This window comes from Lentzea sp. NPDC004782 (assembly GCF_040609115.1).
Taxonomy (GTDB): domain Bacteria; phylum Actinomycetota; class Actinomycetes; order Mycobacteriales; family Pseudonocardiaceae; genus Lentzea.
In genome coordinates this window covers 94,470-119,274 of the sequence record NZ_JBEXJN010000003.1, presented here as the reverse complement: position 1 = coordinate 119,274, position 24,805 = coordinate 94,470, and the positions used below count along the sequence as shown (strand labels likewise).

Below are 24,805 nucleotides of genomic sequence, written 5' to 3'. Positions count from 1 at the left end.
GATCGGCTCAGTGTTGTTCGGCCAGCGCTCGTCCGATGAAGTGCGCTGACAGCAGGGCGAAGATGTACGCCTGCAGCACCTGCACCAGCGCCTCCAGGAAGATCAGCCCGATCGCGAGCGCGAAGCCCAGCACCGACGCGGGCTTCAGCCAGATCGGGCCGTGCAGCAACAGGAACTCGCCGCCGAGCGTGAACACCAGCACCAGCAGGTGGCCCGCGAACATCGCCGCGAACACCCGGATCATGAGGTTCACCGGGTCGAAGAAGAACTTCAGGATGACCTCGGTCGGGATCAGCAGACCCCACAGCACCGGCTTGGGCACGTCCGGGATGACGAACTGGTTGCGCAGGTAGCCGCGCAGCCCGAACTTCCTGATGCCGACGATGTGGTAGAGCGGGTAGATGATCACCACCACGGCGAACGGGAACCCGCTGTGCGTGAACGTCGGGAACTGCACGAACGGTATGAGCCCGTAGAGGTTGTTCACCAGCGCGAAGCAGAAGATGCTGACGATCAACGGGATGTACGGCGTGAACTCCTTCGCGCCGATCTGCTCGCGCGCGATGGTGTTGCGGCCGAAGTCGTAGACCGACTCGGCGGCGAACTGCCAGCGCGACGGCACGAGCTTCAGGTTCCTGGTCGTGATCAGGAAGAACGACAGGATGATCGCGATCGACAGGACCAGCAGCACGTGCGCCTTGGTCACCGCGAGATCGATCGGCAGTCCGAACGGCTGGTGCCAGGTGAAGATCGGCGGAAGAAAGATGTCTTCCTTGCCCGGTGGAGAGAAAACGTCATCGGCCATGAGGCGACCCCCTCGTCCATGGTCTGGGACTTGACCTTAGCGGACGCTCAACATTCGGTAACGGCCGGGTCACGAACCACGGGAAAGTTCCTGCTAAAGTGTCATCAACAGACCTGCTAAACCGTCATTGACCATGCTGCTGAAGCGTTACCCTCATGCCGTGAGCAGCGATTATGTACCACGCCTTGCCGACCGCCTCATTGGCGACCTGTTGACCGAGTTCGCCGCGCTTCTCGTGCTCGGCCCCCGCGCAGTCGGCAAGACCACGACCGCAGCACGGCATGCACGCACGACCCTCCGGCTTGATCAGCCCAGGATCGCTGCCGCTGTTGAAGCGGATCCCGACGCAGCGCTGCTGAACCTGGAAGAACCGGTCCTGATCGACGAGTGGCAGCTCGTACCGTCCGTGCTCGGCGCGATCAAACGCTCTGTCGACGCGAACAGCGCTCCAGGCCGATTCATCGTCACGGGGTCGGTGCACGGCGACCTGGACCACCAGACCTGGCCGGGCACCGGCCGTCTGTTGCGAGTCGACATGTCCGGCCTGACGGTGCGGGAACTCGACCGTCGGCCGCTCGACGCACCACCGTTCCTCGATCGGGCACGTACCGGGACGTTCAGCAGTCCAGCCGATGCGCCAGATCTCCGCGGCTACGTGGAGCTCGCGGTGCGCGGCGGCTTTCCGCAGCTCGCTTTGCGCGACTCCGCGCAGGGACGCGGCCGTTGGGCTCGTACCTACCTGAACGAGCTTTTCACCCGTGACGTCGGGCAGCTCAACGGTGGCCGGGATCCCAAGCTGCTGCGCCGTTACTTCCAGATGTTCGCCGCGAACACGTCCGGCGTGGTGACCGAAAAAACGATCTTCGAAGCAGCCGGTGTCTCGCGGAACACGGCAATCGCCTACGAGAAGCTGCTGAGCGACCTGTACATCGTGGACATCGTGCCCGCCTGGCACACCAACCGGTTGAAGCGGCTGGTGAAGCTGCCGAAGCGGTACGTCGTCGACACCGGGCTGGTGAGCGCGGCACTCGGCGTCGGCATCGACGCCGTCATGCTCGACGGCGATCTCATCGGTCGGCTGCTCGACACGTTCGTCGCGGCCCAGCTGCGGGCCGAGCTCCAACTCGGTGAACGGGAAGCGACCTTGTACCACCTCCGCGACGCGAACGGGTCACGCGAGGTGGACCTGCTGATCGAGTTCGACGACGGCCGCGTGATCGCCTGCGAGATCAAGGCCACCGGCGCACCGCGCAAGGAGCACGCGAAGCACCTCACCTGGCTGCGCGACGAGCTCGGCGACAGGTTCGTCGCCGGGATCGTCTTCCACACGGGTCCGAGGGTGTTCCCGCTCGACGAGAAGGTGTCAGCTGTGCCGATCTGCGCGATCTGGCACAGCTGACCCGAACTCACACCGGGATGACCGTGGGCACGATCATCGGACGGCGCCGGTAGGTCTCCGCCACCCAGCGCCCGACCACCCGGCGCACGGCCTGAGCGACCCGGTGCGTGTCGGTGATCCCCTCGGCCTCCGTCCGCGCCAGCTCCATCTCGACCAGCGGCACGACCTGGTCCAGCGCCTTGGGGTCGTCGGAGAAGCCGCGCCCGGAGATGGTCGGCGGCGCCACGGCCCGCCCGGTCGCGGTGTCGATGGCGACGGAGATCGAGATGAACCCGCCCTCGCCCAGCACCAGCCGGTCGGACAAAGTGGACTCGCCGACGTCGCCGACGGACAGTCCGTCGACGTAGACGTGGCCCACCACAACGCGTCCGGAGACAGCCGCCTTGCCGTCCACGAGGTCCACGACCACGCCGTCCTCGGCGATCACGACGTGGTCCTCGGCGACACCCGTGGCGACCGCGAGAGCCGCGTTCGCGCGAAGGTGCCGCCACTCGCCGTGCACCGGCATCACGTTGGACGGCCGAACGGCGTTGTACAGGAACAGAAGTTCACCGGCCGGCGAGTGGCCCGAGACGTGCACCTTGGCGTTGCCCTGGTGCACGACGGTGGCGCCGAGCTTGGCCAGGCCGTTGACGACGTTGAAGACCGCGTTCTCGTTGCCGGGGATCAGCGACGACGCGAGGATCACCGTGTCGCCCTCGCGGATCGAGATCTGCCGGTGGTCGCCCCTGGCCATGCGCGACAACGCCGACAGCGGCTCGCCCTGCGAACCCGTCGACACGAAGAGGACCTCGTCCTCCTCCATCCGCATGGCCTCGTCGAGGTCGACGAACAACCCGTCCGGCACGTTCAGGAAGCCGAGATCCGCGGCGATGCCCATGTTGCGCACCATCGAGCGGCCCACGAACGCGACCTTGCGCTTGTACTGCACGGCGACGTCCAGCACCTGCTGCACGCGGTGCACGTGCGAGGCGAAGCACGCGACGATGACCCGCTGGCGGGCCTTGCGGATCACGTTCTCCAGCACCGGGCCGATCTCGCGCTCCGGCACGACGAACCCGGGCACCTCCGCGTTGGTCGAGTCGACCAGGAACAGGTCCACGCCCTCGTCGCCCAGGCGGGAGAACCCGGCCAGGTCGGTCAGGCGGCCGTCCAACGGCAGCTGGTCCAGCTTGATGTCACCGGTGTGCAGCACCAGACCGGCGGACGTGCGGATCGCGATGGCGAGCGCGTCCGGGATCGAGTGGTTGACCGCGAAGAACTCCAGCTCGAACGGACCGAACGAGCGCCTTTCGCCCTCCCGGACCTCCACCAGCTGCGGGTTCTGCCGGTGCTCGCGGCACTTGGCGGCGAGCAGCGCCAGCGTGAAGCGCGAGCCCACGACCGGCACGTCGGGGCGCAGCTTCAGCAGGAACGGCACGGCGCCGATGTGGTCCTCGTGCCCGTGCGTCAGGACGATGGCGTCGATGTCGTCGAGCCGGTCCTCGATGGCGCGGAAGTCGGGCAGGATCAGGTCGACGCCCGGTTGGTCGTCTTCGGGGAACAGAACGCCGCAGTCGACCACGAGCAGCCGGCCGGCGTGCTCGAAGACGGTCATGTTGCGGCCGACCTCGCCGATTCCGCCGAGTGCGACGACCCGCAGGCCGCCTTCCGGCAGAGCGGGCGGGATTTCGGTCGATTGGGTCACGCGTTGACTCCCAGTTCGGCCGCGATGGCCTCGATGTCTTCGGCCGCGGCCGGCACGAGCGGCAGACGGGGGTCACCCACGTCCAGTCCGCGCAGGCGCAGTGCGGCCTTCGTGTACGTCACGCCGGGAACCCGGCGGAAGGGTCGCAGCAGCGGCAGCAGCGACTCGTGGATTTGCTTCGCCCGGACCACGTCTCCGGCTTCATACGCATCGATGAGATCCCGCAGGCGGTCCGCGGCCAGGTGCCCGATGACGCTCACGAACCCGACGGCGCCCACGGACAGCCACGGCAGGTTCAGCGGGTCGTCACCCGAGTAGTAGGCGAGATCGGTGTTCGCCATCACCCGGCTGCCCGCGTGCAGATCGCCCTTGGCGTCCTTCACGGCCAGGATCCGCGGGTGCTCCGCCAGCCGCAGGAGGGTGTCGACCTCGATCGGCACGACCGCGCGCGGCGGGATGTCGTAGAGCATCACCGGCAGCCCGGAGGCGTCCGCGACTGCGGTGAAGTGCGCCAGCAGCCCCTCCTGCGGCGGCCGCGAGTAGTAGGGCGTCACGACGAGAACGCCGTGCGCGCCCGCCTTCTCGGCCTGCTGCACCAGGTGGATGCTGTGCGCGGTGTCATAGGTGCCCGCACCCGCCACCACGGTCGCCCGGTCCCCCACCGCCTCCACGACGGCCGTGATCAGCGCGGCCTTCTCGCGGTCGGTCGTGGTCGGGCTCTCCCCGGTCGTGCCGTTGACGACCAGGCCGTCGTTACCCAGGTCCACCAGGTGTTTCGCCAGCTCCTGCGCCTTGGGCAGGTCGACTTCGCCGCGCGAGTCGAAGGGCGTGACCATGGCGGTGAGAACGCGGCCGAACGGGCGGTCCGGCCCTGCGCACGGGCTTGCAGGCATGCGCAGAAACTACCCGAGATCAGACACTTCGGTTCAACGACCGCACCCGTTGCACCGCGTCGGCGTCACCGCTGTATTCCACCCGAGCCTGATCACGCCCGAACGCGAGCATCACCAGTTCCGAAACCTCACCCGTGATCACCACGCCGTTCGCCCCCGGCTTGGCCACGACGTGCTCGCCGTCAGGCCGTACGAGGGTGACGCCCACCGGCGACGACTTGTACGTCATGCGCGCGGTGAACGGCAGCAGTTTCCACAGCGCCTTCTCGCGGTGCTCGTCGTACGGCCGTGGCTCCCAGTCGGGCTGTGCGCGGCGCACGTCCTCGTGGTGCACGAAGTACTCGCCGGTGTTCATCAGGTCGTCGACCGGCTGGATCCAGAACGGCGGCGTGCGCACGAGGTCGAGGAGTTCGCTCCACGCCTTGTGCGTGTAGTCCTCCTGCACCTTCTCGGTCCACTTCGCGAAGACCGGCAGCACGATGCCGGGCGCGGTGTCGGGACGCCGTTCGCGGATCGCCAGGTGGGCGGCGAGGTCCTTCGTCGACCACGTGCCGCACAACGTCGGCGCGTCCGGGCCGAGCTCGGTCATGAGGTCGACGAGCGCCTTGCGCTCGTCGCGGGCGAGACTCACGTCTAGCTGCCCTTCTTCGCGCTGATCGTGCTGGTGAGCTGGCTACCGTCCTTCTTACTCGCAACGCAGTAGATGCGGCGCTGCGCGTTGTCGTTCTTGTCCTTCTTCCACGCCGAGTCGGTCGGGATCAGGGTGGTGAGCTTGAGCTTTGCGCTGTCCTTGACCCACTGTGATTTCAGCGTCAGTTCGCAGCGGGAGACGCCCATGGTCTTCAGCGCGTCCACGCCGGGGTAGGTCGCGTCGGGCAGGTTCGATTCGACCGGCAACGTCTCCACCGCCTCGAACACCTCGAAGTCGTGCGGCTTGTCGCACTCTTCGCGGGCCTGCGAGTCGAGCTGCTTGGTGGGCGCGACCTGGCCGGTGCCGCACGTGTTGTCGGAGAGGCCGAAGACGGGAACCTCGCCGCCCTCGCCGTAGGTCAGCGCCTGGCTGCCGCTGCCGCCGGGTTCCGTGAACCAGCTGTGCGCGTAGATGCCGCCCGTGAACGCCAACGCGGCGATGGCGACCGCACCGACGATCGCGAGGATGCGGTTGCGCTTCTTCTTCGCGGGGTCGACCGCGGACGTCTGCTGGTACTGCTGCGTCTGGACCGGCGGAATTCCGGTGGGCGGCGTCGGCTGGTTGCCGATGCTCGACAGCATCGCGCGGGCCTGCGGGCCGGACAGCCGCGCGTTCGGGTCGGCGATCAGCAGACCGGTGATCACCGCGCCGAGCACGCCCGTCGCACGCGTCAACCGGGGCGTCTCGCTCATGATCGCGTGCAGCGTGGAGGCCGTGGACGAGCGCTCGAACGGGCTCCAGCCCTCCACGGCGTAGCAGAGGGTCGCACCCAGCGCCCACAGGTCGGACGCGGGGCCGGCCTCGTGGCCGTGGATGCGTTCCGGCGCCATGTACGCGGGCGAACCGATGAGGCTGCCGCTGGTCGTGAGGCGCGGGTCGTCGACGGCCTGGGCGATGCCGAAGTCGGTGAGCTTCAGCTTGCCGTCCGGGCGGACCATCAGGTTGCCCGGCTTGACGTCGCGGTGCACGATCCCGGCCTGGTGCGCGGCCTCCAGCGCGGACAACGCCTGCAGCGCGATCGACACGACCTGGTTCGGCGGCATCGGGCCGTGGGTGCTGATCAACGTCGACAGCGTCGCCGCCTCGACCAGCTCCATGACGATGTACGTCGTGCCGTTCTCGTTGATCGCGTCGTAGACCGTGACGATGGACGGGTCGTTGAGCTTGCCCGCGGTGCGCGCCTCACGCAGAGCGCGCTCTTCGAGCACACGGCGTTCCTCGTGCGCGATGCCGTCGGGGAGGTGCAGTTCCTTGATCGCGACGAAGCGTCCGATGTGACGGTCCTGTGCACGCCACACAATGCCCATGCCACCGCGGCCGAGCTCGGCCACCAAGGCGTACCTGCCGGCGATGACGCGCGGTTCGACAGCCTGTCCGTGCAACGTGCTCTCCTACCAACGGAACCGGGGGGCGTTGACGGTACTTCAGACCCGCCACACAGGTGATCGGTTCCTAGGCTTCCGGTGCTACGACCAGTTCGTGACCCGCGGCACGCAACGCCAGCACGGCGCGACCGAGGTCGGTGTGCTTCACCAACAGGTGGTCCGTGTCGTAGCTGGACAACGCGAACAACGAGATGCCCGCGGCCGCGAGCTCGCCCGCGAGCGCGGCCATGATGCCGGTGAGCGTGAACTCCAGCGGCCCGCGCACGGTCAGCAGCCGCCAGCCCTCCTCGGCGTTGTCGCTCGCGATGGCGAACGACGACGGCGCGATGACCGACATCTCGTCCGGTGTCCTCGTCACGGACACCAGCGCGTCGGTCAGGTCGAGCAGCCCGGTGGGGACCGGGGCGTCCGGCGCCAGGCGTGAGACCGTGTATTCACCAGGCCGAACGTCCACGATGAGCCGCTTCATGGGCGTCAGCCTTCAACCACCAGTGGGCTCGAAGCAACTTCTGTGCCGTCCGGGAGTGTCGAGATGACGAAGTCCGCGAAGGCGTTGGGCGCGGCCTTGATCAGTTCGCGCAGGCAGGCGACCGCGAGCTCGCGCAGTTCGACGTTGATGTGCTCGGTGGCGCGCATCGCGATGAAGTGCCGCCACGACCGGTAGTTGCCCGTCACGACGATCTCGGTGCCGGTGGCGTTGGGCAGCACGGACCGTGCGATCTGCCGCGCGCGCCGCCCGTTGACGGTCTTCTCAAGGCTTTGCACGAGGTCCTCGTACGCCTTGAGGCTCGCCTCGGTGGCGGCGACGAACCGCGCGTGCAGCTCGGGGTCCCGCGCGATCAGGTCGGGCTCGACGACGTCGGTCGGGTCGGTGCGCTGGGACAGCTGCGAGTACGAGAAGTGCCGGTGCCGGATCAGCTCGTGGGTGAGCGACCGCGGCAGCTCGGTCAGGTAGAGCGTCGCGCTGCCGTGCTCGAACGCGGCGAGGTGCCCGACGTCGAGCAGGTGGTGCAGGAACGTCGCGTTGGTGTTCGTCATGGGGTTCGAGCGGTCCCACGACTGGTAGCAGGCCCGGCCGGCGAACTCGACGAGCGCCGCGCCGCCGTCCGCGTCGGTCGTCCACGGCACGTCGTCCGGTGGGATGAACTCGGTTTTCGCCACCAAGCGCACTCTCGGCATGGCCCGAGACACTAACTGATGGTTGCGCGACACCACATGTGACGTCATAGTGGTGTCATGGATCTGTCGCCGTACATCGCGTCACTGCGCGAAGACCTGGCGACGGCCGCATCAGCGGGGGACGAGAACACCCGTCGAACGGCCGCCGCGTTGTCCGCAGCGCTTGAGCCAGCCGCGCGACTGGCAATCATGAACGCACTGTCGGACCTGGCCGCCGAGGTCACCGCCTCACTGGAAGGCCAGGTCGTGGAGGTTCGACTGGCGGGCAGGGACGTCCAGGTGGTCGTCACCGGGTCCGCCGGACCGGAGCCCGAGCCGGCCTCCGAGCAGGAGGCGCCGCCGAACTACGGCGCCGGTGACACCACGGGTGACATCAGCCGCATCACACTGCGCATGATCAACGAGCTCAAGGCGAAGGCCGAGGCCGCCGCGGCCGCTCAGGGCGTGTCGCTGAACTCGTTCATCCAGCAGGCCGTCGGGGGCGCGGTGCACGGCAAGCACAAGCATCAGCACAAGGGGTGGCAGGGGAACGCGGGCTCCGGTTCGCGCGTCCGCGGATGGGTGCAGGGGTGAACGAGATGACCGAACCGTCAGGCGTGGTGCGGCAGCAGAGCTTCGAGTTCGCGGGCATCGCCGAGATCGACATCTCGCTGATCAGCGGGCGGGTGCAGGTGCAGCTGGTGGACGCGCCGGGCGTGCACGTGGAGGTGCGGCACGACCCGACCGCGGGCAACTCGTGGACCGAGGGCCTGTCCAGCGTGCTGAGCTGGGTCAGCGGTCAGTTCGGCCCGGACAAGGGCGCTGCTCCGGCCGTTCCCGAGGAGGCCGTCCGCGAGGCCCGCGTCGAGCTGCTGGGCAACCGTTTGCGCATCGAGTCGTCCAAGGCGCTGCCGTTGCGCGCGGCACCGCTGTCCGTGGTCGTGACAGCGCCGGTGGGGTCAAACGTGACGTCACGGACCGGCGCGGCTGACGTCATCGTGACCGGTGGCGCGGGCCGCCTCGACCTCAACACCGGCACGGGCAGCGTGTCGGCGGACCGGGCGACCGGCGAGGCCAAGGTGAACTCCGGCGCGGGCACCGTCCGGCTGGGCACGATGCTGGCGGGACTCAAGGCCAAGACCGGCAGCGGTGACGTCGAGGTGTCGTCGGTGGGCGGCAACAGCACGTTGATCACCGGCACCGGCGACGTGTGGCTGGGTGCCGTGCAGAGCGACGTCATGGTCCGCACCGGCAGCGGCGACCTGACCGTGGCCGACGCGGCCTCCGGCGAGATCCAGCTGGCCACCGGCTCCGGCAACATCCGCGTGGGCATCCGCCAGGGCACCCTCGCGCGCATCGACCTCGTGTCCACGTCCGGCAACGCCCGCAGCGACTTCGACGTCTCGTCCGAGCCGCTGGGAGAGGCCTCGCTGACGGTCACGGGCCGCACGGGCAGCGGCACCGCGCTGGTGACCGCCGCCGCAAGCTGACCGGGGGGTCGGAGAAAAAGCACGCGGGGCGCCTTCGTGCGCTCAGAGCGAACGAAAGCTCCCCGCGTGCATTGAAAAACGCGGTCGTCACGGCTCCTGGAACGGTTTGGAGCCGCCGGGGACGTCGTCCGGGAAGATCGGGCAGCGGATCTCGCCGGTCAGGAACTTCCGGGTGAAACTCGAGAAGTTCCCGTCGTACGACCAGCTCTGCCGCAGATCCGTGATCACCACGGTCCACTCGTCCGGCTCGCCGCGGGTGTACCAGAGGCAGTGCTCGCCGCCCAGCGTCGTGCCCCACGGCAGCAGCCCCGGCACGTCCGGGTGCACGCGCAGGCCGGGTTGCCTGCGCAACGCCCGCAGCAGCTTGGGCGCCTGCGCCATCCAGTTCATGAACCCCGCGCGCGCCGTGGGGTGCAGGATCCGGACGTAACCGCCGACGATCAGCGGTGGATAGGCCTCCGCGAGGTGCACGTAGTCGGTCGGCAACGCCGTGCCGGCACGTGCGATGACCGCGTCCCAGTCAACCGGGTCCGGACGCCTTTCGGGCGCTCCCAGCAGATCGATCCACTCGTCAGGCGGCACCGCTCACCTCCGTGACCCTCAAGCATCGCCTGCGGCACTCGGGATTCGGTTGTACCGCAGTCCAGCGATGACCAGTGAGACGACGGCGTCGAACGCGTCCTGAATGTGAGGATCCCCCCACTCCTGGGCGTGGGCCGGGTGGTGGAACATGTCGGTCGCGTCCCACACCGCCTGTGCCGTCTTCCGCACGTCGTCGGTCACGAACTCCTGGGTTTCCACTCCCGCCGAAATGATGCGCGCGACGTGACCCACCAGGTGCCCGACGTGGTAGGTGGGGATGGTGTCGCTCTCCTTGACCAGCACCTGGAACGTCGCGAACAGTTCCGGTTCGTCGACGTGCGAGTGCCGCTTGCGGTCGAAGAGCCGCTGCAGCCAGTCCCGCAACGTCTCCGCGGCGGTGAGGCCCTGGTCGAACCTCGGCTCCATCTCGGTGTGGATGGCGTCGAGCCAGCGCCGCGTCACGGCTTCCCGCAACGCGGCCTTCGTCGGGAAGTGGCGGTAGACGCTGCCGTGGCTGACCCCGAGCGCCTTGGCGACGTCGACCACCGTCGCCTTGGCCGGCCCGTACCTGCGCAGCACCTCTTCGGTCGCCGCGAGGATCGCCTCCCCGGTCAACGTCTCCGCCACGTCGCTCACCTCTCGCTGTCCAGCATGGCCATCTGCTCCGCGGCGTACCGCGTGCCCGCAGCTGCCCCAACCGGAACAACGGCCTCGATCTCCTGCAGTTCCCGCTCGGTGAACGTCACGTCGACGGCACCGATCGCCTCGCTCAGCCTCGCACGCTTGGTCGTGCCGACGAGAGGCACCACGTCCTCTCCGCGCGACGCGACCCAGGCGATGGCGAGCTGCGCGACGGTGACGCCCTTGTTCTTGGCGATCTCGTCGAGCTTCTCGACCAGCGCCCGGTTGCGGGCCAGGTTGTCGCCCTGGAACCGGGGCGTGTGGCCGCGCCAGTCGCTTTCACCGATGCTGAGCGGCGTGGCCGAGATGAGGCCGCGGGACAGCACGCCGTACGCGGTGATGCTGATGCCGAGCTCACGGGTGGTCTGCAGGATCTCCCGCTCGACGCCGCGCTCCAGCAGGCCGTACTCGATCTGCAGGTCCACGATCGGGTGGACCGCGTGGGCCCGGCGGATGGTCTCCGCGCCGACCTCGGACAGGCCGATGTGCCGGACGCGGCCCTTCTCGATCTGCTCGGCGATGGCGCCGATGGTGTCCTCGATCGGCACGTTCGGGTCGAGCCGCGCCGGCCGGTAGACGTCCACGTGGTCGGTGCCGAGCCGCTGCAGCGAGTACGCCAGGAAGTTGGCGACCGCGACGGGCCTGCTGTCGAAGCCGAGGAACGCGCCGTCCGCGTCCCGCATCCCGCCGAACTTGACGCTGAGCTGCACCTCGTCGCGGCGGCCCTTGATCGCCTCCGCGATGAGCAGTTCGTTGTGCCCCATCCCGTAGAAGTCACCGGTGTCGAGCAACGTGACGCCCGCGTCCATGGCCGCGTGGATCGTCGCGATGCTCTCGTCGCGATCGGCCGGACCGTAGGCGTTGGACATGCCCATGCAGCCGAGGCCGATGGCGGACACGACCGGACCGGTGGTTCCGAGCTGACGCTTCTGCATTGCCGAACTCCTTCGTCTCTCTTCGGTGAGTTCCACCCTGCCCGATGGACTGACAGATTTCAATATCTGTCAGTCGTCATCTGTCCGGACGATTGACAAAACTATTTTGAACGTTCAAAGTTGTTTTCGCGATGAGAGACGTGATCTACCTGGACCGGATGGAGCAGGCCGAGACCCTGCTCAAGCCGCAGCGCGTGGAGGTGCTGCGGCAGCTCGCCGCGCCGCGTTCGTGCACCGAGGTCGCCGAGGTGCTCGACCAGACGCCGCAACGCGTGCACTACCACGTGAAACAGCTGGTCAAGGCCGGTCTGGCGAGCCAGGTCGCCGAACGCAAGGTGCGCGGCGTCCACGAGGGCCTCTACCAGGCCGTGGCCCGCTCGTACTGGTTGTCACCGCGGCTGGTGGGGCGCATCGGGTCGCGCGACGAGCTGGCGCTGGGCCACCTCGTCGACCTCGCCGAGCAGGTGCAGGCGGACGTGGCGGCACTGGACCGCTCCAGCGAGCTGCCGTCCGTCGGCGTGTCCGGCGAGATCCGGGTGAAGCCGGAGGACCGGCAGCGGTTCCTGACCGAGCTGCAGACGACGTTGCAGGACCTCTTCACCCGATACGGCGGCGCGGAAGGGGATGCGTTCCGCATCGCGCTCGCCTGCTACCCGAAGGGAGACAACCGATGAGCACCGGAACCGTCCGCGTTCGCACGTCCGCGCCGGTCGAAAGGGTCTACCAGTCGCTCACCACCGCCGGTGACCTGCGCGTGTGGCTGGCCGAGCACGCGCACGTGGACCTGGAGGGCGGCCAGTTCGAGTTCTGGGGACGCCACACCCCGGACGGCGAGCGCGGCCGGCAGAAGCTGCTGGACTTCGACGACAAGTCGGTGCGCTTCTCGTGGTTCCTGTACGACACCGAGTACACGGTCGAGCTCAGCGTGGAGCAGCGCGACGGCGAGACGCTCGTCGCGGCCACGCAGTCGCCGTATCCGACCTGGGGCCAGGGCTCTGACCGGTCAGAGGTCCTGCAGACGTTCTGGCCGCTGGTGCTGGCGAACCTGGTCGACCACGTCGAGGGCCGGCCGGTGCTGGGGTTCTGCGACTTCACGACGCCCGAGCAGCGGTTCGAGTTCGACATCGCGGCACCACCGGCGGCCGTCATCGAGGCGCTGACCGACCCGGACGTGTTCCCGCGGTGGTTCGGGGCGCGCATGGAGATCGAGCCGCACGTCGGCGGCCGGTGGACGATGGGCAGCCTCGCCGAGGACGAGCACCCGGCGAAGATCCTCGCGCTCGACGAGGAGCGCTTCGCGCTGGAGTTCCAGGAAGGCATGGTGACGTCCTGGGAGCTGAAGGGCTCGGAGGGCAGGACGCACCTGACGTTCGTGCAGAGCGGGTTCGACCCGTCCACGCCGCCGTACGGGCCGTGGCTGGGCTGGCTCAGCGGGTTCGCGGACCTGAGGCGGATGCTGGAGCTGCCCGGCTGGCGGCCGATGTGGCACTCGTTCGAACTCCCCGGCTTGCCCGATGGCGTTCTCGTACTTGAATGATCGTGACGGCGTCGATCCTCTTCAGCTGCTAGAACCAGGCCATGACCAGGGCAGGTGAGGCCGCGAGGAAGCTGAACCGCGCGAAGCGGCCCACCATGCCGGTCGCGATGAACATCGCCGTGGACATGCCCGCGAGCCCGGCGAGCACGCTCGTCGCCATGAACGGCGGCACGCCCACCAGCGCGCTCACCGCGTGCGTGCCGGCCATCCAGTTGGGGTGCGCCTTGCACTTCACGTGGATCCAGTCGCCCCACCGGTGCATCCGCGTGCCCGGCCCGACCCAGCGGGCGAACTTGGACGGCTTGGGGTTTTCCTTGCGTTGCATGAACTTCGGCAGCTTGATGTCACCGCGCGCCGCGTAGAAGTACAGCAGCTTGCCCGACACCTGGGCGACCGCCACGACCAGGCCGACGAGGAAGCACGACACGCCGGGCCACCGCGCGCCGACGCCCACCACCCACGCCTCGACGGAGATGAAGGGGATGAGAGCCGAGCCGAGCGCGACCCCGAAGGTGAGGCCAACCAAGCCGAACACCCGCCCGAGGCTACACAGATCTCAGTCGCCGAGTCGCACGGCCAACGGCCCGGTCACCCGTATTTCGCGCAACGGACGCCCGCCCGCGTCCAATGTGCGCACCGTGCCGTCACCCGACCAGCCGAGCCGTTCGTAGAAGTTCCGCGACGCCTTGTCCGCCTCCGGCACCCACGCGATCCCCCGCGTCGCACCGGCTTCGGTGAGCCTCCGGCACGCCTCGGCGACGAGCCGCGTGCCGTGCCCGCGCCGCCCCCACCGCGGTTCGACCAGAACGCTCAGCAGCGCCGTGGTCTCCGCGTCGTCGGGCAGCGACCCGTCCGCTTTGGCCACCTCGTCGTCCGGAGCCTTGCTCGCCACGACGAACCCGACCGTCCACTCCCCCTCGGTCGCCTTGAGCACCGCACCGCTCTGGACGGCCAGCGCCCACGCGTCGTCGGTGTCGAGCGTGTCCAGCACGTCCTTCGGGAGCAGCTGGGCGTAGGCGAGCCGCCACGTCTCCCGGTGGATGCGGATGATCTCCGTGAGGTCAGCAGCAGTGGCGAGGTGCACGCCGGCGTCGGCCATAGCCGCACCTTATCGACGCCGCGTCGCGGAATTGTCAGGGGTGCGTGGCAACATCGGCCACGTGCAGAGGATGAGCGCGGACGTCGCACGCCGAATCGCCCTGGGCGCCCAGGGCTTCACCGACCTGAGGCCCTCCGCGGCCACCCGCAGGCACCTGCAACGCGTTCTGTCGCGCGTGCAGCTGCTGCAGATCGACTCGGTGAACGTGGCGGTGCGCGCCCACTACATGCCGCTGTTCTCGCGCCTCGGTGCCTACGAGTCCTCGTTGCTCGACGACGCCGCGTGGACGCACTCGGTCCGCAAACCGCGCATGCTCGTCGAAACCTGGGCGCACGAGGCGTCCCTGGTGCCCGTCGGCGACTGGCCGCTGTTCCACTCCGGCGCGAAGAAGCGCGGCTGGTGGCAGAACTACCAGGCCATCCTCGAACGCTCACCGCAGCTGGTCGACGAGGTCCTGGCCGCGATCAAGGAACTGGGCCCGATCGGCGCCGGCGCCCTGGAGAAGGCCCTGATCGGCGGCTCCGGCCGCGTGAAGGGCCCCTGGTGGGACTGGTCCGAGGTCAAGCGCGTGTGCGAGGTCCTGTTCGGCGTCGGCGTGCTGACCACCGGCACCCGCCGGTCGTTCGAACGCCTCTACGACCTGAGCGAGCGCGTGATCCCACCGGACGTCCTGGCCCAGAAGTGGACCCCGGAGGAGGGCGCACGGGAACTGGTCACGCGTTCCGCCGTGGCACTGGGCGTGGCGACCGAACCCGACCTGCGCGACTACTACCGCCTCGACCCGCGCCGCTCCCAGGCCGCCGTGGCCTCGCTCGTGGAGGACGGCGTGCTGGAACCGGTGTCGGTCGACGGCTGGCGCGGCGTCGCCTACCGCCACGTCGACGCGAAAGCCCCGCGCCGCGTGGAGGGCAGGGCGCTGCTGTGCCCGTTCGACCCGCTCATCTGGGAGCGGGCGCGCACCGAGCGGATCTTCGGCTTCCGCTACCGCATCGAGATCTACGTGCCCGAGCCCCGCCGGGTGCACGGCTACTACGTGTTCCCGTTCCTGCTGGACGGCTCACTGGTCGCGCGCGTGGACCTGAAGGCCGACCGCGCGGCCGGACTGCTGCGGGTGCAGTCGGCGTGGGCGGAGGAAGGCGTGGAGCGCGGACGCGTCGCGGCGGAGCTGGCCGGGGAGCTTCGGCACATGGCCGAGTGGCTGGGGCTGGAGGACGTGCTGGTGGTGCAGAAGGGAGACCTGGCGGCCGAGCTGGCCGCGGCCTGCTCAACGTGACCAGGCGCCCAGCCACTGCTCGGCGCCGAACTCCTCGAACCGCTCCACCTCGACGAACCCCAGCTTCTCCGCGAGGCGCATCGAGGCAGCGTTGGCGGTCTGCGTGGTGAGCACCACCGGATCACCGGGACACGCACCGCGAAACCAGTCGAGCGCCGCCGCGCACGCCTCGGCGGCATACCCGCGCCCCCACGACGCCGGCAGGAAGAGGTACCCGAGCTCGGCCTCCCCGCCCTCCGGCGTGAAGCGCCCCTTGCGCCCCGCGTCACGGCGGTCGAACGTGATCATGCCGATCACCGAGCCGCCGAGCTCGACCACGAAGAACCCGAAACGCCTACCGGGCACCTCGGGCACCGCACGCTCGAGTTCGTCACGCGGCCTGGCGCCGCCGATGTAGGTGCCGACCTCCGGCGAGGCGAACAGCTCGATGAGCGCCGGCCGATCCCCGGCCTCCGACTCGCGGAGCACCAGCCGCTCGGTCCGGATCGGGGAAGGCGGCCAGGCAGGTCCAGGTTGGTCGCTGCAGGTACTCATGATCGGTCCCCCAACGCGCCGTCGGCGCGGATTCGAGTTGCAGGGGTTGGCGCCCCTGCGACCGAAGGTACCCGTGATCGACTTCCGGTCAGCGCTGCCGATTCCTCCGCAGCCACAGGCCGCGTTCTCGGGCCCGCTCACCAATCGCAACCTACGTCTGCTCCCCCGCCCGCGCGGACACAGCCGCACCTCACGCTGACGCAGGGCTCATCGCGGTGGATGAAGGGCGCCTTCATCCACCTGAGGTCGATGAAGGCGCCCTTCATCGACAACGGGATTCGCGACCACCGACAAGATCAGGAGTGCAGCTGGATCGCCTTGCGCATCGTCTCGCGCGCCCGCCCGCGGTCCCCCGCGACGTCGTAGGCGTACGCGAGCCGGAACCACGCCCGCCAGTCGTCCGGCGCGGCCTCGACCTCGGCCCGCCGTTCCTCGAACCACGCGTCCGCGGCGTCCCGGTCCACCCGCCCCGACGGCCGCCGGGGCAGGTGGGAGGCGTCCGGCAGCAGGCCGTCGGCGTCGAGTTCGCGGGCCATCTTCTCGGTCTGCCAGCCGAAGCGCAGGTTCGAGTACACGAGCCACACGCCGAGCAGCGGCAGGATCAGCACGCCGACGCCGAGCAGCACGCCGACCAGCGAGCCGGTCTGCAGCAGGGCGAGAGCACGCCCCGCGAGCAGGACGAAGTAGACCGCGAGGGCGACGACCAGCAGCCCTACGGTGAGCCGGACCTTCACAGGTCCAGGTACTTGTCGAGTCCGACGGCGAGACCCGGCCGGGACACGACCTCCCGCACACCCAGCACGACGCCGGGCATGAACGACGTGCGGTGCAGCGAGTCCTGGCGCAGGGTCAGGGTCTCGCTCTCCCCACCGAACACGACCTCCTGGTGCGCGATCATGCCGGAGATGCGCAGCGAGTGAACGCGCACGCCGTCGACCACGGCACCGCGCGCGCCCGGCTCCTCCTGGGTGGTGGCGTCGGGCATCGGGTCCATGCCGGCGCGCGCCGCCGCGATCAGGCGGGCGGTGTGCGTCGCGGTGCCCGACGGGGCGTCGGCCTTGCGCGGGTGGTGCAGCTCGATGATCTCGGCCGACTCGTAGTAGCGGGCGGCGATCTCCGAGAAGCGCATCAGCAGCACGGCGCCGATGCCGAAGTTCGGCGCGATCAGCACGCCGACGGACGGCTGGTCGGCGAGCAGCGCGGCCACGGCGTCCAAACGCGGCTGATCGAAACCGGAAGTGCCGACCACGCAATGGATTCCGTTGGCGATGCAGAACTCCAGGTTCCCCATCACCACGTCGGGGTGCGTGAAGTCGACGACGACCTCCGCGCCGGAATCCACGAGAGCCTGCAACGGGTCGTCGGCGTCGATCGCGGCCACGACCTCCATGTCCTTCGCGGCCTCGACCGCGCGGACCACCTCGGAACCCATGCGGCCCCGCGCGCCGAGAACTCCGACGCGAATCATGCAATCACCTCGTGTACCTGGTCCGGCAGATCGTCGGCATGATCGTATGGCCCGACCACCGCGGCAGCGACCGGGCGGCGAAGCAGATCACGTGCGAGCAACGCCACTTCGTCGGCGGAAACAGCGTCGATGCGCGCCAGCGTCGCTTCAACGCTCAGGTGGTCGCCGTAGTTCAGTTCGGACTTGCCGATGCGCGACATCCGGGAGCTGGTGTCCTCCAGGCCCAGAACCAGAGCGCCGCGCAGCTGTCCCTTGCCCCGCGCCACTTCCGCGTCCGACAGGCCGCCCTTGGCGACGTCCACGAGCACCTCGCGGATCACGCCCGCGACGTCACCGAGACGGTCCGGCTGACAGCCCGCGTAGACGGAGAACGTGCCGGTGTCCGCGTACAGGCCTACGGACGAGTACACCTGGTACGCCAGGCCACGTCGCTCACGCACCTCCTGGAACAGCCGGGAGCTCATACCACCACCGACGGCCGCGTTCAGCACGTTCAACGCGAACCGGCGTTCGTCGTGGCGATCGAGGCCCTTCATGCCGAGCATCAGGTGCGCTTGCTCGGTGTCGTCGGTGTGCAGCACCAGCTTGCGGGCGTCGGCGATGCGCGCACGGCCCGCGCGCGGAGCCACCGCGCTGCCCTCTCGCGACAGCCGGTCACCGATCGCCTTGCGCACCAGGCGCATCACGTGCGCGTGCTCGATGTTGCCGGCGACGGCGAACACCATGCGCGGCAACGTGTAGTTCTTCTTGTAGAACGAGTAGAGGTTGTCCCTCTGCATGTCCTGAATGGACTGTTCGGTACCGAGCACCGGGCGCCCCAGGGCATGTCCGCCGAACAACGCCTCGATGAACGCGTCGTGCAGCAGGTCCTCGGGGTCGTCGTCGCGCATCGCGATCTCTTCGAGCACCACACCGCGTTCGGTCTCGAAGTCGCGGGGACCGCAGATCGCCTCGAACACCACGTCCGCGACCAGATCGACCGCCAGCGGCAGGTCCTCGTCCAGGACGTGCGCGTAGTAGCAGGTGTGCTCCTTGGCGGTGAACGCGTTCAGCTCGCCGCCGACCGCGTCGATCTCCTCGGCGATGGCCGCGGCCGAGCGACGCGCGGTTCCCTTGAACAGCAGGTGTTCCAGGTAGTGCGCGGCACCCGCGACCTCGGGCCGTTCGTCCCGGGACCCGACCTGCACCCACAGCCCGACCGAGGCGGACCGCACGCCCGGGATGCGCTCGGTGATGACCCGCAGACCCGAGGGCAGCATGCTGCGCCGCACCTCCGAGCCCGCGGACGCTTCGAGCACGCGCGTGCTGCCCGGCCGCTGGAGGTGCCCCAACCGTCCGGTACGCGGACGGCCGCGGGTGGATGCACCCGCGGCCGTCGCCTTGTCTGTCACGCTCACTGCGCGGGAGCCGCCTCAGCGGGCGCCTCGGCAGCGTCGGCGGCCGGAGCGTCGGCCGGCTTCGCGGCGTCGTCGTCCGACACCACGACCAGGCTGATCTTGCCGCGCTGGTCGATGTCGGCGATCTCGACGCGGAGCTTGTCGCCGACCTTGACGACGTCCTCCACCTTCGCGATGCGCTTGCCGTTGCCCAGCTTCGAGATGTGGACGAGGCCGTCCTTGCCGGGCAGCAGCGAGACGAACGCGCCGAACGCGGCCGTCTTCACCACGGTGCCCAGGAAGCGCTCGCCGACCTTCGGCAGCTGCGGGTTCGCGATCGCGTTGATCATGCCGATCGCGGCCTCGGCCGAGGGGCCGTCCGCCGCACCGACGTAGATCGTGCCGTCGTCCTCGATGGAGATGTCGGCACCGGTCTGCTCGGTGATCGAGTTGATCATCTTGCCCTTCGGGCCGATGACCTCGCCGATCTTGTCGGTCGGGATCTTGACCGACGTGACGCGCGGTGCGAAGGCGCTCATCTCGTCCGGGTCGGAGATGGCCTCGGCCATGACCTCCAGGATCGTGTAGCGAGCGTCGCGCGCCTGGCCGAGGGCCTGCGCGAGGACCTCGGACGGGATGCCGTCGAGCTTCGTGTCGAGCTGCAGCGCCGTCACGAACTCCTTGGTGCCCGCCACCTTGAAGTCCATGTCGCCGAACGCGTCCTCGGCACCGAGGATGTCGGTCAGCGCCACGTAGCGGGTCTCGCCGTCGACCTCGTCGGACACGAGGCCCATCGCGATGCCGGAGACCGGGGCCTTCAGCGGGACACCGGCGTTGAGCAGCGACATCGTCGACGCGCAGACCGAACCCATCGAGGTCGAGCCGTTGGAGCCCAGCGCCTCGGAGACCTGGCGGATCGCGTACGGGAACTCGTCGCGCTTGGGCAGCACGGGCATGATCGCCCGCTCGGCCAGCGCGCCGTGACCGATCTCGCGGCGCTTCGGCGAACCCACGCGGCCGGTCTCACCGGTCGAGTAGGGCGGGAAGTTGTAGTGGTGCAGGTAGCGCTTGTGCGTCTCCGGGGACAGCGAGTCGATCTGCTGCTCCATGCGCAGCATGTTCAGCGTGGTGACACCCAGGATCTGGGTCTCGCCGCGCTCGAACAGCGCCGAGCCGTGGGTCCTCGGGATCACGGCCACCTCGGCACCCAGGTCGCGGATGTCGGTGAGGCCGCGGCCGTCGATGCGGACCTTGTCGCGCAGGATCCGCTGGCGCACGAGCTTCTTGGTCAGCGAGCGGAACGCGGCGCCGATCTCCTTCTCGCGGCCCTCGAACTGCTCGGCCAGCTTGTCCAGCGTGGCGGCCTTGATCTCGTCGAGCTTGTCCTCGCGCTCCTGCTTGGCCGCGATGGTCAGCGCCTGCGCGAGCTCACCGGACGCGGCGGCCTCGACGGCCTCGAACGCGTCGGGCTGGTAGGCCGGGTACGTCGGGTACTCACCGGTCTCCTTGGCGGCGACCTGCGCGAGCTGCGCCTGCGCCTCGCAGAGGACCTTGATGAACGGCTTGGCGGCCTCGAGGCCCGCGGCCACGACCTCCTCGGTGGGGGCGACGGCGCCCTCGCCGATCAGGTCGATCACGTTCTCGGTGGCCTCCGCCTCGACCATCATGATCGCGACGTCGCCGGAGGGGACCACGCGGCCCGCGACGACCATGTCGAACACGGCCTTCTCGAGCTGCTCGTGGGTCGGGAACGCCACCCACTGGCCCTCGATCAGCGCGACGCGGACGCCGCCGATCGGGCCGGAGAACGGCAGGCCGGCGAGCTGCGTGGACGCGGACGCGGCGTTGATCGCCACGACGTCGTACAGGTCGGCCGGGTTCAGGCTCATCACGGTGATGACGACCTGGATCTCGTTGCGCAGACCGTCCACGAAGGACGGGCGCAGCGGACGGTCGATCAGGCGGCAGGTGAGGATGGCGTCCGTGCTGGGACGGCCCTCACGCCGGAAGAACGAGCCGGGGATGCGGCCCGCGGCGTACATGCGCTCCTCGACGTCCACCGTGAGGGGGAAGAAGTCGAAGTGCTCCTTGGGCTGCTTCGACGCCGTCGTGGCGGAGAGCAGCATCGTGTCGTCGTCCAGGTACGCGACCACGCTTCCGGCGGCCTGACGCGCGAGGCGCCCGGTCTCGAAGCGGATCGTGCGCGAGCCGAACTTGCCGTTGTCGATAACGGCAGTCGCCTCGTGGACCTCGATGTCCGTCATTTACTTGTTACTCCTCGTCTTTTGGACACCGCACACGCGTCTTGACGAGGCCGGTCTTCGATCGAAGTCCTCCGGAGCCGTCCGGAGGGCCACTACCGAGGACCGGCGATAACTGCTTCGCGCGATGCGGGCCCTGTTTTGTTCCTCTTTCAACCAGGGATCTGTATACACCTGGTTGTGCGCCGAGGGGGAGTGACCGGCCGGTCACTCCCCCTCGGCAAGCATCACCTGCGCAGACCGAGGCGCTGGATCAGCGCGCGGTAGCGGTTGATGTCCACCTTGGTCAGGTAGTTCAGCAGACGGCGGCGACGGCCGACCATCAGCAGAAGACCACGGCGGGAGTGGTGGTCGTGCTTGTGCTGCTTCAGGTGCTCCGTGAGGTCCGCGATGCGCTTGCTCAGCAGGGCGACCTGGGCCTCGGTCGAGCCGGTGTCGCTGTCGTGCAGACCGTACTCGGCGAGGATGGACTTCTTCTGCTCCGTGGACAGTGCCACTAGGTACTTCTCCTACTTGTTCAGGTCCGTGCGGCCCCACGCCCGCCGAATTGCTGGCCGGGGTAGCCGGTACTGGCCGCCACGGACCGCAGCCAGACCCAACTGCGAAGGTTATCAGGCACGATGCTCAGCGGCGCGCTGACGTGCGCAACCCCACCCGCGCGACGGGTGTGTAGACGCCGTCGGCGCTGCTCACGAGCACTGCTTCGGCCGGCTGCCACGGGCTGCTCAGGAAGGCCGGCATCGGCTGACCTTTGTACCCGTACGCCACCGTCAGGTGCGCCCACCAATTGTCGTTCGCGCCCGCTGCCCTTGCCAACCGATTTAACTCGCCGTCGATTCCCGCCCACAGGACCCGGCCGCGGAAGTTCCCGAAGTTCTTCAGCCGGATTTCCCCGACCTCGTGGCCTTCGAGCGCTTTGAAGCGTTCGTGATCTGCGGATTCGCCGTGGAAGCACAACGTGATGTGCCACTTCTCCGGCTTCGTCCACTCCAGGTCGAGGCTGCGGTCGAGCACCGCGTCGAGTTCCTCGACCACGTGCTGAGGCGGGTAGAGGGCGGTGAAGAACTTCATCGCCCTCGCGCGATCTCGCGGGTCTGGGGGTCGCTCCCCTGAGCGAGCCACTTCACCGCTGGCTGGCGGCGCGGATGGCGCGCCGGAACAGCTCGGCGATCGCCGGGAAGTCCTCGTGCAGCAGGTCCGCGGCCTGCTGGAGCTCGGTGCGGTCGGCGACCCGGCGCAGCACCGGGTACGCGACGCTCTCGTCGCCGTTGACCGGCAGGTTGTCGCGGGACACGGTCGGCTTGGACTCGCGCACGTCGTCGAGCGCCCGCTGCAACGCCTCCGGCGCCCCGGTCGCCACGTCCGGGGTGAGGATCTTGCGCTCCAGCATGATCATCCGGGCGAGCACGGCCGGGTTGCCGATCTTGGCGCGGCGGCCGCTCATCACCTGGCTGAGCATCGGCGCGCTGATCCCCAGCACGTCGGCGAGCTGGGCCTGCGAGACGTTGAAGGCCACGACCAACCTGCGCACCCGGTCACCCAGAGGTTCCCCGTACCACTCCCTCTGCAGGGCGAGGTTGCGCTGAACGATCTTGTGGTCCTCCACGTCGGCCTCTCCCGTAGCCCTCACTCCGACCAGCATCCTGCCAGCCTGCGGACGCCCCCACGTCCGCTTCGCCCAATCTGACGGTCACGACTCGGTCAGCAGTTCCCTCGTTCGGTCTACATCTCGGTGCATCTGCTCGAGAAGTGCCTCGACGGAGTCGAACTTGACCATTTCGCGCAGCCTGTCGACGAAGTCGACGGCGACCCGCTGCCCGTAGTAGTCCTCGTCCACGTCCAGCACGAACGCCTCGACGCGCCGCTCCCGGCCGGAGAACGTCGGGTTGGTCCCGACGCTGACGGCCGCCTTGAGCTTCTTGCCCCTCGCGTCGGTGAACCAGCACGCGTAGATGCCGTCCGCCGGAACGGCCGCGAACTTGGGCGTCGAGAGGTTGGCGGTCGGGAACCCCAGGTCCTTGCCGCGCCCGTCGCCGCGCACGACGATGCCCTCGAGGCGGTGCGGCCGCCCCAGCGCCTCCGCCGCCGCCTTCACGTCCCCCGCGTCGATGCACGCCCGGACGTAGGTCGACGAGTAGGTCACCTCGTCAGCGGACACCAGATCAGCCCCCTCGGTCACGAATCCGAACCGCTGCCCGAGCCGGCGCAGCAGTGCGACGTTACCCGCCGCCTTGTGCCCGAAGGTGAAGTTCTCACCCACTACGACCGCCGCCGCGTGCAACTTCTCGACCAGCACCTCGTGCACGAACTCGTCGGCGGGCATCCGGCTCGTCTCAAGGCTGAACGGCACCACCACGAAGTGGTCGACCCCCAGCTCCTCGACCAGCTCGGCCCGCCGCCGCAACGTCGTCAGCTGGGCCGGGTGGCTGCCGGGACGCACCACTTCGGACGGGTGGGGGTCGAAGGTCATCAGCACGCTCGGCAGCCCGCGCTGCTCCGCGAGCTCGACCGCCCTGCCGATGAGGGCCTGATGCCCTTTGTGGACACCGTCGAACACGCCGATGGTCACGACGCAGCGGCCCCAGCCGCCGGGAAGGTGATCTAGTCCGCGCCAGCGTTGCACGGTGATCAGCCTACGTCGGGTCGTGCCGCGCGGGCTCACCCAGCCGGGCTGAGAACCACGACGGGCTTGCACGCGTTGCCCTCGTCCTTGGCGAGCGCGATGACGTGCCCGTCCGGCCCGAAGACCCCGTAGGTGCCCTCGAAGCCGCCAGCGCGCAGCCGTTGCCCGTGCGAGAGCGCCGACGCCTCCCGCGGGTCGATCTCGCGGCGCGGGAACGCGGTGGCGACCGCGGCGTCGAGGTCCAGCGACAGGCCCGGTGTCTCCTCGAGCTGCTGGAGCGTCTTGGCCACGCGCAGGTCGAACGGGCCGACCCTGGTGCGCCGCAACGCACCCAGGTGGCCGCCGACGCCCAGCGCGGCACCGAGGTCGCGGGCCAGCGCGCGCACGTAGGTGCCGGAGGAGCACTCGACCATCACGTCGAGCAGAACCGTCTTGTCCTCACGACGCGTGAAGAGCACGTCGAACCGATGCACGGTGACCGGCCGTGCGGGGATCTCGACCTGCTCGCCCGCACGGACCCGTGCGTAGGCGCGCTTGCCGTCGATCTTCACCGCGGACACGGCCGACGGCACCTGCTGGATCGGCCCGGTCAGCTTCGCCACCTCGGCGGCGATCGCGTCGTCCTCGACACCGGAAGCGTCCACAGTGGACAGAACGTCGCCCTCGGCGTCGTCCGTGGTGGTGGCCGCGCCGAGCACGATCGTCGCGAGGTAGGCCTTGCTGTCGAGCGCGAGGTGGCCGAGGAGCTTCGTCGCGCGCTCGATGCCGAGCACGAGCACGCCGGTCGCCATCGGGTCCAACGTGCCGGCGTGCCCGACCTTGCGGGTGCCGAGAATCCTGCGCACACGCGCCACCACGTCGTGCGAGGTCATGCCGTCCGGCTTGTCGACGACGACCAGGCCCGGTGCAACAGAGGGTTTCACGGCCC

General features: G+C 69.0%; 28 protein-coding genes. 6 read left to right on the top strand and 22 right to left on the bottom strand.

Annotated elements, in window-relative coordinates:
• Nucleotides 1–7 precede the first annotated feature (7 nt).
• A complete protein-coding gene (locus ABZV40_RS03855) occupies nucleotides 8–805 on the bottom strand; it encodes a F0F1 ATP synthase subunit A (RefSeq protein ID WP_355435289.1) in 798 nt (265 codons plus the stop codon).
• A gap of 160 nt (nucleotides 806–965) precedes the next feature.
• Here ABZV40_RS03855 and ABZV40_RS03850 point away from each other — a divergent pair, with 160 nt between their 5' ends.
• Entirely contained in the window at nucleotides 966–2,204 is a 1,239-nt protein-coding gene (locus ABZV40_RS03850; protein WP_355435286.1) for a DUF4143 domain-containing protein, read from the top strand.
• Nucleotides 2,205–2,211: 7 nt separating this feature from the next.
• Here the strand turns inward: ABZV40_RS03850 and ABZV40_RS03845 are convergent, their stop codons facing one another.
• From ABZV40_RS03845 to thyX, 6 genes are all read right to left on the bottom strand, one after another.
• On the bottom strand, nucleotides 2,212–3,891 hold the full coding sequence (locus ABZV40_RS03845) for a ribonuclease J (protein WP_355435282.1): 1,680 nt from the start codon (nucleotides 3,889–3,891) through the stop codon (nucleotides 2,212–2,214).
• Nucleotides 3,888–4,784, bottom strand: a complete 897-nt coding sequence (gene dapA / locus ABZV40_RS03840; RefSeq protein WP_355435279.1) for a 4-hydroxy-tetrahydrodipicolinate synthase — start codon at nucleotides 4,782–4,784, stop codon at nucleotides 3,888–3,890. Before dapA ends, ABZV40_RS03845 begins: the two co-directional genes overlap by 4 nt.
• Before the next feature lie 19 nt (nucleotides 4,785–4,803).
• Nucleotides 4,804–5,415, bottom strand: a complete 612-nt coding sequence (locus ABZV40_RS03835; RefSeq protein ID WP_355435276.1) for a TIGR03085 family metal-binding protein — start codon at nucleotides 5,413–5,415, stop codon at nucleotides 4,804–4,806.
• A 2-nt stretch (nucleotides 5,416–5,417) separates the two neighbouring features.
• Nucleotides 5,418–6,857 (bottom strand): serine/threonine-protein kinase, encoded by a 1,440-nt coding sequence (locus ABZV40_RS03830; protein ID WP_355435273.1) that lies wholly within the window; start codon nucleotides 6,855–6,857, stop codon nucleotides 5,418–5,420.
• A gap of 70 nt (nucleotides 6,858–6,927) precedes the next feature.
• Nucleotides 6,928–7,329, bottom strand: coding sequence for an ACT domain-containing protein (locus ABZV40_RS03825; RefSeq protein ID WP_355435270.1), 402 nt, complete (start codon nucleotides 7,327–7,329; stop codon nucleotides 6,928–6,930).
• A gap of 5 nt (nucleotides 7,330–7,334) precedes the next feature.
• Nucleotides 7,335–8,039 carry an FAD-dependent thymidylate synthase gene (thyX, locus tag ABZV40_RS03820; protein ID WP_355435267.1) on the bottom strand — a complete coding sequence of 235 codons (705 nt, stop codon included), beginning with the start codon at nucleotides 8,037–8,039 and terminating at the stop codon, nucleotides 7,335–7,337.
• Between the two features lie 57 nt (nucleotides 8,040–8,096).
• On the opposite strand from thyX, the gene ABZV40_RS03815 reads away from it, so the two are divergent.
• The gene (locus tag ABZV40_RS03815) at nucleotides 8,097–8,612 is read left to right on the top strand and encodes a toxin-antitoxin system HicB family antitoxin (protein WP_355435264.1); all 516 of its coding nucleotides are present in this window, start codon (nucleotides 8,097–8,099) and stop codon (nucleotides 8,610–8,612) included.
• A gap of 5 nt (nucleotides 8,613–8,617) precedes the next feature.
• The gene (locus tag ABZV40_RS03810; RefSeq protein WP_355435261.1) at nucleotides 8,618–9,508 is read left to right on the top strand and encodes a DUF4097 family beta strand repeat-containing protein; all 891 of its coding nucleotides are present in this window, start codon (nucleotides 8,618–8,620) and stop codon (nucleotides 9,506–9,508) included.
• Nucleotides 9,509–9,595: 87 nt separating this feature from the next.
• Here ABZV40_RS03810 and ABZV40_RS03805 read toward each other — a convergent pair whose 3' ends face one another.
• The 3 genes from ABZV40_RS03805 to ABZV40_RS03795 are packed head-to-tail and all read right to left on the bottom strand — an operon-like array spanning nucleotide 9,596 to nucleotide 11,706.
• Nucleotides 9,596–10,090 carry a hypothetical protein gene (locus tag ABZV40_RS03805; protein WP_355435258.1) on the bottom strand — a complete coding sequence of 165 codons (495 nt, stop codon included), beginning with the start codon at nucleotides 10,088–10,090 and terminating at the stop codon, nucleotides 9,596–9,598.
• Between the two features lie 18 nt (nucleotides 10,091–10,108).
• Entirely contained in the window at nucleotides 10,109–10,717 is a 609-nt protein-coding gene (locus ABZV40_RS03800) for a TetR family transcriptional regulator (RefSeq protein ID WP_355435255.1), read from the bottom strand.
• A 5-nt stretch (nucleotides 10,718–10,722) separates the two neighbouring features.
• On the bottom strand, nucleotides 10,723–11,706 hold the full coding sequence (locus tag ABZV40_RS03795; protein ID WP_355435252.1) for an aldo/keto reductase: 984 nt from the start codon (nucleotides 11,704–11,706) through the stop codon (nucleotides 10,723–10,725).
• 131 nt (nucleotides 11,707–11,837) lie between these two features.
• Here ABZV40_RS03795 and ABZV40_RS03790 point away from each other — a divergent pair, with 131 nt between their 5' ends.
• Nucleotides 11,838–12,380, top strand: coding sequence for a helix-turn-helix domain-containing protein (locus ABZV40_RS03790; protein ID WP_355435249.1), 543 nt, complete (start codon nucleotides 11,838–11,840; stop codon nucleotides 12,378–12,380).
• Nucleotides 12,377–13,243 carry an SRPBCC domain-containing protein gene (locus tag ABZV40_RS03785; RefSeq protein ID WP_355435246.1) on the top strand — a complete coding sequence of 289 codons (867 nt, stop codon included), beginning with the start codon at nucleotides 12,377–12,379 and terminating at the stop codon, nucleotides 13,241–13,243. Before ABZV40_RS03790 ends, ABZV40_RS03785 begins: the two co-directional genes overlap by 4 nt.
• A 28-nt stretch (nucleotides 13,244–13,271) precedes the next feature.
• Here ABZV40_RS03785 and ABZV40_RS03780 read toward each other — a convergent pair whose 3' ends face one another.
• A complete protein-coding gene (locus ABZV40_RS03780; protein ID WP_355435243.1) occupies nucleotides 13,272–13,778 on the bottom strand; it encodes a hypothetical protein in 507 nt (168 codons plus the stop codon).
• Nucleotides 13,779–13,799: 21 nt separating this feature from the next.
• On the bottom strand, nucleotides 13,800–14,342 hold the full coding sequence (locus tag ABZV40_RS03775; RefSeq protein WP_355435240.1) for a GNAT family N-acetyltransferase: 543 nt from the start codon (nucleotides 14,340–14,342) through the stop codon (nucleotides 13,800–13,802).
• A 70-nt stretch (nucleotides 14,343–14,412) separates the two neighbouring features.
• Between ABZV40_RS03775 and ABZV40_RS03770 the strand changes: the two genes are divergently transcribed.
• The gene (locus tag ABZV40_RS03770) at nucleotides 14,413–15,615 is read left to right on the top strand and encodes a crosslink repair DNA glycosylase YcaQ family protein (RefSeq protein ID WP_355435788.1); all 1,203 of its coding nucleotides are present in this window, start codon (nucleotides 14,413–14,415) and stop codon (nucleotides 15,613–15,615) included.
• Here the strand turns inward: ABZV40_RS03770 and ABZV40_RS03765 are convergent.
• From ABZV40_RS03765 to truB, 10 genes are all read right to left on the bottom strand, one after another.
• On the bottom strand, nucleotides 15,607–16,149 hold the full coding sequence (locus ABZV40_RS03765; protein WP_355435237.1) for a GNAT family N-acetyltransferase: 543 nt from the start codon (nucleotides 16,147–16,149) through the stop codon (nucleotides 15,607–15,609). The genes ABZV40_RS03770 and ABZV40_RS03765 overlap by 9 nt on opposite strands.
• Before the next feature lie 296 nt (nucleotides 16,150–16,445).
• Nucleotides 16,446–16,883 carry a hypothetical protein gene (locus ABZV40_RS03760; protein ID WP_355435234.1) on the bottom strand — a complete coding sequence of 146 codons (438 nt, stop codon included), beginning with the start codon at nucleotides 16,881–16,883 and terminating at the stop codon, nucleotides 16,446–16,448.
• Nucleotides 16,880–17,617, bottom strand: coding sequence for a 4-hydroxy-tetrahydrodipicolinate reductase (gene dapB / locus ABZV40_RS03755; RefSeq protein ID WP_355435232.1), 738 nt, complete (start codon nucleotides 17,615–17,617; stop codon nucleotides 16,880–16,882). Before dapB ends, ABZV40_RS03760 begins: the two co-directional genes overlap by 4 nt.
• Nucleotides 17,614–19,008 (bottom strand): pitrilysin family protein, encoded by a 1,395-nt coding sequence (locus tag ABZV40_RS03750; RefSeq protein ID WP_355435230.1) that lies wholly within the window; start codon nucleotides 19,006–19,008, stop codon nucleotides 17,614–17,616. Before ABZV40_RS03750 ends, dapB begins: the two co-directional genes overlap by 4 nt.
• Nucleotides 19,009–19,010: 2 nt before the next feature.
• The gene (locus tag ABZV40_RS03745) at nucleotides 19,011–21,257 is read right to left on the bottom strand and encodes a polyribonucleotide nucleotidyltransferase (protein WP_355435227.1); all 2,247 of its coding nucleotides are present in this window, start codon (nucleotides 21,255–21,257) and stop codon (nucleotides 19,011–19,013) included.
• A 224-nt stretch (nucleotides 21,258–21,481) separates the two neighbouring features.
• Entirely contained in the window at nucleotides 21,482–21,751 is a 270-nt protein-coding gene (gene rpsO / locus ABZV40_RS03740) for a 30S ribosomal protein S15 (RefSeq protein ID WP_189254463.1), read from the bottom strand.
• A gap of 127 nt (nucleotides 21,752–21,878) precedes the next feature.
• A complete protein-coding gene (locus tag ABZV40_RS03735) occupies nucleotides 21,879–22,325 on the bottom strand; it encodes a 2'-5' RNA ligase family protein (RefSeq protein WP_355435224.1) in 447 nt (148 codons plus the stop codon).
• Nucleotides 22,326–22,377: 52 nt separating this feature from the next.
• Entirely contained in the window at nucleotides 22,378–22,860 is a 483-nt protein-coding gene (locus ABZV40_RS03730) for a helix-turn-helix transcriptional regulator (RefSeq protein WP_355435785.1), read from the bottom strand.
• A gap of 84 nt (nucleotides 22,861–22,944) precedes the next feature.
• Nucleotides 22,945–23,877: a bifunctional riboflavin kinase/FAD synthetase gene (locus ABZV40_RS03725; RefSeq protein ID WP_355435221.1), complete on the bottom strand. Its 933-nt coding sequence runs from the start codon at nucleotides 23,875–23,877 to the stop codon at nucleotides 22,945–22,947.
• Nucleotides 23,878–23,912: 35 nt separating this feature from the next.
• Nucleotides 23,913–24,800, bottom strand: a complete 888-nt coding sequence (gene truB, locus ABZV40_RS03720; protein ID WP_355435218.1) for a tRNA pseudouridine(55) synthase TruB — start codon at nucleotides 24,798–24,800, stop codon at nucleotides 23,913–23,915.
• Nucleotides 24,801–24,805: the final 5 nt, after the last annotated feature.